An 11,695-nucleotide genomic window follows, 5' to 3' on the forward strand; every position below is an offset into this window, starting at 1 on the left:
AAGTCAGGTCAATGGCCGACCGCCGACTTTCAAGCACGAGCATGACGAGGGAGGTCTGCGCAGTGGTCTTCTCTGCGATCCCAGCGGCCCAGGGCCTGTACGACCCGGCTGCGGAGCAGGATTCCTGCGGCGTCGCCATGGTCGCCGACGTTCGAGGTCGGCGTTCGCATGGAATCGTCGCGGACGCTCTGACCGCCCTGGCGAACCTGGAGCACCGCGGTGCCGCGGGCGCCGAGCCCACCAGCGGCGACGGCGCGGGCATCCTGCTCCAGCTGCCTGACGAGCTCCTGCGCGCCACGGCGGGCGTGCCCCTGCCCGAGCCCGCCGAGAACGGCGAGAGCCGCTACGCGGCCGGTCTGGGCTTCCTGCCGGCCGACGCCGAGCAGCGCGAGCGCGTCGTGGTGCTGGTGGAGGAGATCGCGGCCGAGGAGGACCTGACGGTCCTGGGCTGGCGCGAGGTGCCCACCACCCCGGACAGCGCGGACGTGGGCACCACCGCCCGCGACTGCATGCCGCACTTCGCGACCCTGATGGTCGCCGGCAACGGCGGCGAGTCCGGCCTGCAGCTGGACCGGCTGGCGTTCGGCCTGCGCAAGCGCGCCGAGCGCGAGGCCGCGCGGCGGGGCCTGGAGCTGTACTTCCCGTCGTTGTCGGCGCGCACGTTCGTCTACAAGGGCATGCTCACCACCCAGCAGCTGCCCGGGTTCTTCCCGGACCTGTCCGACGAGCGGCTGGCCAGCGCCATCGCGCTGGTGCACAGCCGGTTCTCCACGAACACGTTCCCGTCGTGGCCGCTGGCGCACCCGTTCCGCTACGTGGCGCACAACGGCGAGATCAACACCATCCGCGGCAACCGCAACCGGATGCGGGCCCGCGAGGCGCTGCTGGCCTCCGACCTGATCCCGGGCGAGCTGTCGCGCCTGTACCCGATCTGCTCCGACGACGCCTCCGACTCGGCGTCCTTCGACGAGGTCCTGGAGCTGCTGCACCTGGGCGGTCGGTCGCTGCCGCACGCGGTGCTGATGATGATCCCGGAGGCGTGGGAGAACCACGCTGAGATGGACCCCAAGCGCAAGGCGTTCTACCAGTTCCACGCGAGCCTGATGGAGCCGTGGGACGGCCCGGCGTGCGTCACCTTCACCGACGGTTCGCTGGTCGGCGCGGTGCTCGACCGCAACGGCCTGCGTCCGGCGCGCTGGTGGCGGACCGCCGACGACCGCGTGGTGCTGGCCAGCGAGGCCGGTGTCCTGGGCGTCGACCCGTCCGAGGTGGTCGCCAAGGGCCGCTTGCAGCCGGGCCGGATGTTCCTGATCGACACCGAGCAGGGCCGCATCGTCGACGACGAGGAGTTCAAGGCCGAGCTCGCCTCCGAGCACGCCTACGACGAGTGGCTGCACGCCGGTCTGCTCAACCTCGACGAGCTCGCCGACCGCGAGCACGTGGTCAGCACCCACGAGTCGGTGGTGCGCCGCCAGCTGTCCTTCGGCTACACCGAGGAGGAGCTGGCGCTGCTGCTCGCGCCGATGGCCACCAACGGCGCTGAGCCGCTCGGGTCGATGGGCGCCGACACCCCGCCCGCTCCGCTGTCTCAGCGCTCGCGGATGCTCTACGACTACTTCGTGCAGCAGTTCGCGCAGGTCACGAACCCGCCGCTGGACGCGATCCGCGAGGAGATCGTGACCTCGGTGGCGCGGATCATGGGCCCGGAGCAGAGCCTGCTGAGCCCGTCGTCGGCGTCCTGCAGGCACATCGTGCTGCCCAACCCGGTCATCGACAACGACGAGCTGGCCAAGCTCATCCACATCAACGACGACGGCGACCTGCCGGGGTTCTCCTCGGCGGTGCTGTCCGGTCTGTACGAAGTGGGCGGTGGCGGTGCGGCGCTGGCGGACGCCATCGAGCGGGTCCGCGCCGAGGCGTCCGAGGCGATCGCCGCCGGTGCGCGCGTGCTGGTGCTCTCCGACCGGGACTCCGACCACCAGTGGGCGCCGATCCCGTCGCTGCTGCTGACCTCGGCGGTGCACCAGTACCTGATCCAGACCAAGGAGCGGCTGCGCGTCGCGCTGGTCGTGGAGTCCGGTGACGCGCGCGAGGTGCACCACGTGGCCGCCTTGCTGGGCTACGGCGCGGCGGCGGTCAACCCGTACCTGGCGTTCGAGGCCATCGAGGACATGATCTCGACCGGCCAGATCTCCGGGGTGCGCTCCAAGGTCGCCCTCCGCAACTACGTGCAGGCGCTGGTCAAGGGCGTGCTGAAGGTGATGTCCAAGATGGGCATCTCGACCGTCGGCGCCTACACGGCAGCGCAGGTCTTCGAGGCCGTCGGCCTGTCGCAGGAGGTGGTGGAGTCCTACTTCCTGGGCACCACCTCCAAGCTCGGCGGCGTCGGACTCGACGAGCTGGCCGAGGAGGTCGCGCAGCGGCACCGCCGCGCCTACCCGGACAACCCGACCGAGCGCGTGCACCGCAAGCTGGAGACCGGCGGCGACTACTCCTACCGCCGCGAGGGCGAACTGCACCTGTTCACGCCGGAAACGGTGTTCCTGCTGCAGCACTCGACCAAGACCGGCCGGTACGACAAGTTCCGCGAGTACACCGCGGAGTGCGACCGGCTGGCGGCCGAGGGCGGCACCCTGCGCGGGCTGTTCGAGTTCGACAGCGGGCGCGACCCGATCGACATCGACGAGGTCGAGCCCGCCTCAGCGATCATGAAGCGGTTCTCCACCGGTGCGATGAGCTACGGCGCGATCTCCGCCGAGGCCCACGAGGTGCTGGCGATCGCGATGAACCGCATCGGCGGCAAGTCCAACTCCGGTGAGGGCGGCGAGGACGTCGACCGGCTCTACGACTCCGAGCGGCGCTCGGCGGTCAAGCAGGTCGCTTCCGGTCGCTTCGGCGTGACCAGCGAATACCTGGTCAACGCCAGCGATATCCAGATCAAGATGGCCCAGGGCGCCAAGCCCGGCGAGGGCGGTCAGCTGCCCGCGCACAAGGTGTACCCGTGGATCGCCAAGACGCGGCACTCCACGCCGGGCGTCGGGCTGATCTCGCCGCCGCCGCACCACGACATCTACTCGATCGAGGACCTGGCGCAGCTGATCCACGACCTCAAGAACGCCAACGAGCAGGCCCGCGTGCACGTCAAGCTGGTCAGCGAGGTCGGCGTCGGCACGGTCGCGGCGGGTGTGTCCAAGGCGCACGCCGACGTGGTGCTGATCTCCGGCCACGACGGCGGCACCGGTGCCGCGCCGCTGACCTCGCTCAAGCACGCCGGCACGCCGTGGGAGGTCGGGCTCGCCGAGACGCAGCAGACGCTGCTGCTCAACGGCCTGCGCGACCGGATCACGGTGCAGTGCGACGGCGGTTTCAAGACCGGCCGCGACGTCGTGGTCGCCGCGCTGCTCGGCGCCGAGGAGTACGGCTTCGCCACCGCACCGCTGGTCGTCGAGGGCTGCATCATGATGCGCGTCTGCCACCTCGACACCTGCCCGGTCGGTGTCGCGACCCAGAACCCCGACCTGCGCAAGAGGTTCACCGGTCAGGTCGAGCACGTGGTGAACTTCTTCGAGTTCATCGCCCAGGAAGTGCGGGAACACCTGGCGCAGCTGGGTTTCCGGACGCTGGACGAGGCCATCGGCCAGGTCTCGGCGCTGCGGCGCGACAACGCCGTGCAGCACTGGAAGTCCCGGGGCCTGGACCTGGAGCCGGTGTTCGCCGAGCCGCGGACCCCGTACTCGCCGGTGCGCCGGAAGGTCCGCGAGCAGGACCACGGCCTCGACCAGGCGCTGGACCGCACGCTGATCCAGCTCGCCGAGGCGGCGTTGGAGGACGCCCGCCCGGTCCGGTTGCAGCTGCCGGTGCGCAACGTCAACCGCACCGTCGGCACCCTGCTCGGCGCGGAGGTGTCCCGCCGCTTCGGCGGCGACGGCCTGCCGGAGGACACCATCCACGTCGAGCTGGAGGGGTCGGCCGGCCAGTCGCTGGGCGCGTTCCTGCCCGCCGGCATCGCGTTGGACATGGTCGGTGACGCCAACGACTACGTCGGCAAGGGCCTCTCCGGTGGCCGGATCGTGGTCCGCCCCGACCCGTCCTCGGCGTTCCGCGCCGAGGACCAGGTCATCGCGGGCAACGTGATCGGCTACGGCGCGACCAGCGGTGAGATCTTCCTGCGCGGCCAGGTCGGCGAGCGCTTCGCCGTCCGCAACTCCGGTGCGCAGCTGGTCTGCGAGGGCGTCGGCGACCACGCCTTCGAGTACATGACCGGCGGCCGGGCGATCGTGCTCGGCGGCACCGGCCGCAACGTCGGCGCCGGCATGTCCGGCGGCATCGCCTACGTGCTGGACCTGGACCCGGTGCGGGTGAACACCGCGATGGTCGACCTCAAGCCGTTGAGCACCAAGGAGCTCAAGTGGCTGCGCGAGGTCGTGCGGCAGCACCACGAGCTGACCGGTTCAGCGGTGGCCGCGTCGCTGCTGGGCGACTGGCCGCGGCGCTCGGCGGCGTTCACCAAGGTGATGCCGCGCGATTTCCAGCGGGTCCTGGACGCCATGCGGATGGCCAAGATCGAGGGCCGGGACGTCAACGAGGTGATCATGGAGGCTTCCCGTGGCTGACCCCAAGGGTTTTCTGAAGCACTCGCGGGCCGACGCACCGAAGCGTCCCACCGATGAGCGGCTGGGCGACTGGCACGAGGTCTACGCCGCGCTGTCCACCGAGGACCGCAACGAGCAGGTCTCCACCCAGGCCGCCCGCTGCATGGACTGCGGAATCCCGTTCTGCCACTCGGGTTCGGCGGGTTGCCCGCTGGGCAACCTGATCCCGGAGTGGAACGACATGGTCCGCCGCGGCCAGTGGGAGGCGGCCAGCGATCGGCTGCACGCGACCAACAACTTCCCCGAGTTCACCGGCAAGTTGTGCCCGGCGCCGTGCGAATCCGGTTGCGTGCTGGCGATCTCGCCGGAGGCCGGGGGAGCGGTGGCGATCAAGCGGGTCGAGGAGACCATCGCCGAGGTCGGCTGGGAGAACTCCTACGTCTCCCCGCGCATCACCGAGGAGCACACCGGCAAGCGGGTCGCCGTGGTCGGTTCCGGCCCCGCGGGCCTGGCCGCCGCGCAGCAGCTCACCCGCGCGGGCCACGAGGTGACCGTCTACGAGCGCGACGACCGCATCGGCGGCCTGCTGCGCTACGGCATCCCGGAGTTCAAGATGGAGAAGTCGGCTCTCGACCGGCGTCTGGCGCAGATGCGCGAGGAGGGCACGAAGTTCGTCACCGGCTGCGAGGTCGGCGCGGACCTGACCGTGGCCGACCTGCGCGCCGGTCACGACGCCGTGGTGCTCGCGGTGGGCGCGCTGCGCGGCCGCGACGACACCACCATCGAAGGCCGCGAGCTGGACGGCGTGCACCTGGCGATGGAGCACCTGGTCCCGTCCAACAAGGAGCTCGAGGGTGACGGCCCCACGCCGATCTCGGCCGAGGGCAAGCACGTCATCATCCTCGGCGGCGGCGACACCGGTGCCGACTGCTACGGCACCGCGACCCGCCAGGGCGCGCTGTCGGTGACGCAGCTGGACAACTACCCGCAGCCGCCCACCGAGCGCGACGACGAGCTCTCGCCGTGGCCGGTCTGGCCGTACGTCCTGCGCACCTACCCGGCGCACGAGGAGGCCGGTGAGCGGAAGTTCGCGGTCGCCATCGAGTCCTTCGTCGGCGACGGCGAGGGCCGCGTTCGCGCGGTGCGGTTGCGGCACGTCGAGGTCAGCCGCGACGAGAACGGGCGCCGCCAGGTGGTTCCGGTCTCCGGCGAGGTCGAGGAGCTGCCCTGCGACCTCGCCCTGCTGGCGATCGGTTTCGAGGGCGTCGAGCGCATGCCGCTGCTCGACGGCCTGGGCATCGAGCTCACCAAGCGCGGCACGATCGGCTCCGGGTCGAACTGGGAGACCACCGCTCCGGACGTGTTCGTCTGCGGTGACGCCCACCGCGGCGCGTCGCTGGTCGTCTGGGCCATCGCCGAGGGCCGCTCGGTCGCGCACGCGGTGGACAGCCACCTGATGGGAACCTCCGAACTCCCATCCCCGGTCCACCCCACTGCCCTCCCCCTGGCGGTGTGAGCGCGGTTCCGCGAGGAATTGCCGTCCGCCCAGGAGTCGGGCGATTCCTCGCGGAACCGCCCACCCGGCTGCAAAGGCGCCGCTCGGCGTGATCGGGCCATGGGAGCTGTGCACCCATGCGTGCGGCGGTTCAGCCGAAGGAACGCGCCAGCGCGGGCGGCAGGTCGCCGGAGTGGACGATGCCGAGGCGCTGGGTGGCCCGGGTCAGGGCGACGTAGAGGTCGTTGATGCCGCGCTCGGACGCCTCGATGATCGCCTCCGGTTCCACCAGCAGCACGGCGTCGAACTCCAGCCCCTTGGCCTCGTCGACGGTCAGCAGCACCGCAGGGGATTCGAGGTCGTCGGGGCGGGTGCCGACGACCGCCTCCGGTAGCGACTGGGCCAGCTCCGACCCGATCTCGGCGAGCAGGTCCGGCGGCATGAGCACCGCCAGCCGCCCGTCGGTCACCTCGGCCAGCTCGGCCGACACCAGCTGGGGCAGCTCGGAGAGCAGGTCCTCGCGCCGGATCTGCTGCGCCCACGGCAGGTTTCCGGTGGTGCGGACGGAGTGAGGTGGCTCCAGATCCGTGTCCATCTCGGATAGGACCTCGGCGGCGACGTCCATGATCTCCGCCGGGGTCCGGTAGTTCACCGTCAGCTCCGCCTGCTTCCAGCGGTCTTGGACGTACGGGGAGAGCACCTCGTGCCAGGACCGGGTCCCGCCCAGCGCGCCGGTCTGGGCCACGTCGCCGACCAGCGTCATCGACCGGCTCGGGCAGCGGCGCATCAGCACCCGCCAGGCCATCTCGGAGAGCTCCTGCGCCTCGTCGACGATGACGTGCCCGAAGGTCCAGGTGCGGTCCTCGGCGGCGCGCTCGGCGGCGGTGAGGTCGCTGCGGGTGCGGAACCGCTCGGCCAGCAGCTCCGCGTCGAGCACGTCGGAGACCCGCAGCCGCTCCTCGTCGGCGATCTCCTCGTCCTGCTCCATGATGTGCAGAACGCCTTGCGCGTAGGCGAGTTCCTCGCGCTCCGCGCGTTCGCGGTCGGCGCGCTCCTGGGCGTCGTCCTCGCCGAGCAGTTCGGCGATCTCGTCGAGCAGCGGGACGTCGGCCGGGGTCCACGGCGTGCCCGCCGGGCGTGACAGGGCGTCGCGCTCGGCGTCGTCGAGAACCTTCGCGGTGGCGGTGGCCAGGCGTTCCGGGGAGCTGAGCAGCTCGTCGAGCAGCAGCTGCGGGGTCAGCTCCGGCCACAGCTCGTCGAGCGCGCGGGCCACCTCGGGGTCGGCGCGCAGCTCCACGTTGATCTCGTCGAGGTCGCGCCGGTCCAGCAGCTCCCGGCCGAGCCGGTCGGCGACCTGCATCGTCAGCGCGCGGAACATCTCGTCGCGGAACACCCTGCGCGCCAGGTTGTGCGGACGGCGGGTGCGGCGGGCGCGGGAGCGCGCGGCGGTGGCGTCCTTGCGGTGCAGGCGGAGCGGTTCGCGGTCGAAGGTGACCTCGACGTGGTCGGGCGGGACCTGCTGCCGGTCGCGGACCGCCGCGTTGAGCACGTCGGTCATGCTCAGCCGCCCCTTGATCTCGGCGACCTGCGCGGATTCGGTTCCCGTGGCGGCGATCCCGGGGTACAGACCGCCCACAGTGGACAGCAGCACGCCGGTCTCGCCCAGCGAGGGCAGCACCTGGCCGATGTAGTGCAGGAACGTCGGGTTCGGCCCGACGACCAGCACGCCGCGCTTGGACAGCTGCTCGCGGAACGTGTACAGCAGGTAGGCCGCGCGGTGCAGTGCGACGGCGGTCTTGCCGGTGCCCGGCCCGCCCTGCACGACCAGCACGCCGTTCATGCCGGCGCGGATGACGCGATCCTGCTCGGCCTGGATCGTGGAGACGATGTCCTGCATCTGGCCGGTGCGCCGGGCATCGAGCCGCGCCAGCAGCGTCGCCTCGCCGGCCAGACCGAGATCGCTGCCCTGCTCCGCGGCGTCCAGGTCGAGGATCTCGTCCTCGTAGTCGAGCACCTTGCGCCAGCTGGTCTTGAGGTGCCTGCGGCGCTGCACGCCGTCGCGCGCGGCGGCGGTGGCCAGGTAGAACGGGCGGGCGGCCGGGGCGCGCCAGTCCAGCAGCAGCGGTTCGTACTCGTTGTCCTCGTCGAACAGGCCGATCCTGCCGACGTGGAAGGTCTCGCCGCCGTCGAGATCCAGGCGCCCGAAGCACATCCCGTGCTCCACCGCGCTGAGCTGGGTGAGCTTGTCGGTGTACATCCGGGTGGAGATGTCGCGCTCGGTGCGGGCCTGCGGCGGACCGCCGCTGTCGCGCAGCGTGTCCTTGAGCCGCTGCGTCGTCTCCGCTCTGAGGTCGTCGAGCTTGCCGTACAGCACGTTCAGGTAGCGCTGTTCGGCCGCGATCTCCTCGGTGCGGACGGTTTCCCGATCAACTCGGGCGTCGGACAATTCGCCACCTCATGCCGGGCGCGGACAAGAACAACCGGACCCCACGGCCCGACCTGCCAATATACCGCGTCTCCCAACCCGGGGTGCCGAGTCGCGCCCGGACCCCGCGGTGCCGGTCCCGTCCGGGATCTCAGTGGAAATCAGGAACCCGATTTCAGTGGAATTCCGGTTCCTGATCTCCGCTGAGATCCGGTCACCCCGGGCCGGGGGAGGACCTGGGTGACCGGTTGGTGGGGTGGGGACGGAAGAACCCCTGGAGTCCGGGGATTCCAGGGGTTCTTCGGAGGGTTTCGGTTGTCCCTAGACGACGGCGGAGATGCCGAGGATGACCACGAAGGAGACGACCGACAGGAGGGTCTCCATGGCCGACCAGGTCTTGAGGGTCTGGCCGACGGTCATGCCGAAGTACTCCTTGACCAGCCAGAACCCGGCGTCGTTGACGTGCGAGAGGAACAGCGAGCCGGAACCGATCGCCAGCGCGACCAGCGCGCCCTGCGCGGGCGGTAGGCCGATGACCAGCGGTGCCACCATGCCCGCGGCCGAGATCGTGGCGACCGTCGCCGAACCCGTCGCGACGCGGATGCCGACCGCGATCAGCCAGCCCAGCACCAGCGGCGACAGGTGCGCCCCGGACGCCAGGTCGGTGATCGTGTTGTTCACACCGGAGTCGACCAGCGTCTGCTTGAAACCACCGCCGGCACCGACGATCAGGATGATCCCGGCGATGGCGGGCAGCGAACCGCCCACGACGTCGGACAGCTGCGAGCGGGAGAAGCGGGCACCGCGGCCCAGCACCACGATCGCGATCAGGACGGTCAGCATCATCGCCACGACCGGCGTGCCGATGGTGTCCAGGATCGTGTAGCCGAGCGTGTCCTCGGCCAGCGCCAGGTCGGCGACCGACTTGCACAGCATCAGCACGACCGGCAGCAGCAGCATCGCCACGGCGGCGAAGAAGCTCGGCCGGTGCGGGCGCTCCTCCTGCTCGGGCGCCTTGCCCAGCAGCTGGGTGGCCGGCGGCAGGTCGACGTGCTTGGCGATGTAGGAGCCGAACAGCGGGCCGGCGACGATCGCGGTCGGGATGGCCACCACGATGCCCAGCGCCAACGTCAGACCGAGGTCGACGTGCAGCGCGTCGACGGCAGCGAGCGGACCGGGGTGCGGCGGGACGAGACCGTGCAGGATCGACAGGCCGGCCAGCGCCGGGATGCCGATCCGCAGCATCGGCTGCTCGGTCCGGGCGGCGACCATGACCACGACCGGGACCAGCAGCACGACGCCGACCTCGAAGAACATCGGCAGGCCGAGCAGCGCGGCGATGAACACCATCGCCCACGGCAGCGTCCTGCTGGTGGTGCGGCGCATGACCGTCTCGACGACCTGGTCGGCGCCGCCGCTGTCGGTGAGCAGCTTGCCGAGCATGGCGCCGAGCGCGACGAGCAGGCCGACGTCGCCGACGGTCTTGCCGAGGCCCTCGGTGAAGGTGTCCACGAGGTCGCCGAAGGGCATCCCGGCCACCACGCCGAGCGTGGTCGCGCCGAGCGCCAGGGACAGGAAGGGGTGGAGCTTCGCCCAGCTGATCAGCAGCACGATCACCGCGATGCCGGCGACCGCGGCGCTCAGCAGACGGGTGTCGTGCGCCGTCCAGGACGCTGCCTGGGCGAGCGGGGCGGAAAGGCTGGAAAGCATGGAGGGCTCCTCGTTGAGCAGCTGGTGCGCGCCACAGCCTAAGCAATAAGTATGACTTTTAGTCTTTCATGACCGATTAAGTATTACTGTTACGCCGGTCACCCGGGTTCGCCGCCTACTCTCGGGCACTGGTCGAACGCGTTTTTCACCGGTGAAGGAGCGTGGCGGATGAGCGGCGGGCTGCACGGCAAGGTGCTGGAAGTCCTCGGCGGGGAGATCGCCGCGGGCCTCCACGCTCCCGGCAGCGTGCTGCGCATCGAGCAGCTGGAGGAGCGCTTCGGCATCTCCCGCAGCGTCGCTCGCGAGGTCGTGCGCACCCTCGCCTCCATCCGGCTGGTCCTGGGCCGCAAGCGGGTCGGCATCGTGGTGCGCCCGCGCGAGGAGTGGAACAGCTTCGACCCGATGCTCATCCGCTGGCGGCTGGCCGCCGACCGCTCGGCGGAGCTCAAGACCCTCGCCGAACTGCGCACCGCCGTCGAACCCGTCGCCGCCGCGGCGGCCGCGGACCGCGCGAAGGACGACCACGCGGCCCGGCTGGTCGCGCTCTCCGAGCGGATGGTGGCCACCTCGCGCGCCGGTGACCTGGAGGCGTTCATGGACGCCGACGTCGAGTTCCACCGGCTGATCCTCACGGCCTCCGGCAACGAGATGTTCGCCCAGCTCCACGAGGTCGTCGAGGAGCTGCTGCGGTGGCGCGCCGGTCACGGCCTGATGCCGGTGCACCCGCGTCCGGTCGCGGTCCGGCTGCACTGCGAGATCGCCGAGTGCATCCGGGCGGGCGACCGGGTTCGCGCGGAGTGGGCCATGCGCGAGCTGGTGGCCGAAGCCCTCGAGGGAACGCTCGAGGGCTTGGAGCCCTGAGCGCGGCAGCGGGTCGGTGATCAAGCCCGCTTCGCCGGTCGGTTCCGGCCAGAACCGCCCCCGGACGCACGAATCCCTCGCGACCTCGGGGGAGTGGTCGCGAGGGATTCGGCCCGGGATCAGTAACCCTGGTAGCTGCCGCCGGAACGCAGGCCCGAGACGCCGGGGACGTCGGCGACGGAGCCGTAGCGCTCGATCGAGTAGCGGGTGGCGGCGATGATGTTGTCGACGGGGTCGTAGATGTTCTGGTGGCCGGGCAGCGCGAACGACTCGAAGGTCGGCGCGATGGTCTGCATCAGACCGATCGACGGGGTGCCGGCCGCGGCGTTGGAGTCCCAGTTGTTCGTGGCGCCCGGGTCACCGTTGGACTCGTGCATGATGATCGTCCGGATGGCCTCGGCGTCGATCTGGTCGCGCGGGATGCCGCTCTTCTCCATGATCTGGACGGCCTCGTGGATCCAGGCGTCGATCTGGTCCTCGGGCTTCGGGGCTTCCTTGCGCTCCGGGGCGGCCTCGTCACGGCTGTCGAAGATGAACCGGTGCGCGTTGACGATCGCGGCCGGGCCGAAGTAGTTGCCGTCCGACCAGTACACCGGGCACGACGTGGTGCAC

General features: G+C 70.9%; 6 protein-coding genes. 3 read left to right on the top strand and 3 right to left on the bottom strand.

The annotated features are described in order from the left end of the window. The first annotated feature begins 62 nt into the window (after window positions 1-62). Together gltB and E1202_RS27980 are read left to right on the top strand one after the other, a co-directional pair. Complete coding sequence (gltB, locus tag E1202_RS27975; protein ID WP_132686326.1) at window positions 63-4,613, top strand: glutamate synthase large subunit; 4,551 nt, start codon at window positions 63-65, stop codon at window positions 4,611-4,613. Next, on the top strand, window positions 4,606-6,108 hold the full coding sequence (locus E1202_RS27980) for a glutamate synthase subunit beta (protein WP_132686327.1): 1,503 nt from the start codon (window positions 4,606-4,608) through the stop codon (window positions 6,106-6,108). Before gltB ends, E1202_RS27980 begins: the two co-directional genes overlap by 8 nt. Window positions 6,109-6,238: 130 nt before the next feature. On the opposite strand, the gene E1202_RS27985 is transcribed toward E1202_RS27980, so the two are convergent. Together E1202_RS27985 and E1202_RS27990 are read right to left on the bottom strand one after the other, a co-directional pair. Further along, window positions 6,239-8,533, bottom strand: a complete 2,295-nt coding sequence (locus E1202_RS27985) for a HelD family protein (protein ID WP_132686328.1) — start codon at window positions 8,531-8,533, stop codon at window positions 6,239-6,241. A 300-nt stretch (window positions 8,534-8,833) separates the two neighbouring features. After that, window positions 8,834-10,222 (bottom strand): GntT/GntP/DsdX family permease, encoded by a 1,389-nt coding sequence (locus E1202_RS27990; RefSeq protein ID WP_132686329.1) that lies wholly within the window; start codon window positions 10,220-10,222, stop codon window positions 8,834-8,836. A gap of 168 nt (window positions 10,223-10,390) precedes the next feature. Here E1202_RS27990 and E1202_RS27995 point away from each other — a divergent pair, with 168 nt between their 5' ends. Beyond that, window positions 10,391-11,083 carry a FadR/GntR family transcriptional regulator gene (locus E1202_RS27995; protein ID WP_132686330.1) on the top strand — a complete coding sequence of 231 codons (693 nt, stop codon included), beginning with the start codon at window positions 10,391-10,393 and terminating at the stop codon, window positions 11,081-11,083. Window positions 11,084-11,202: 119 nt separating this feature from the next. Here E1202_RS27995 and E1202_RS32440 read toward each other — a convergent pair. Next, window positions 11,203-11,695 (bottom strand): transglycosylase SLT domain-containing protein (locus E1202_RS32440; RefSeq protein WP_235879069.1); only part of this gene is annotated, 493 nt, incomplete at its 5' end.

This window comes from Saccharopolyspora karakumensis (assembly GCF_004349225.1).
GTDB lineage: Bacteria > Actinomycetota > Actinomycetes > Mycobacteriales > Pseudonocardiaceae > Saccharopolyspora > Saccharopolyspora endophytica.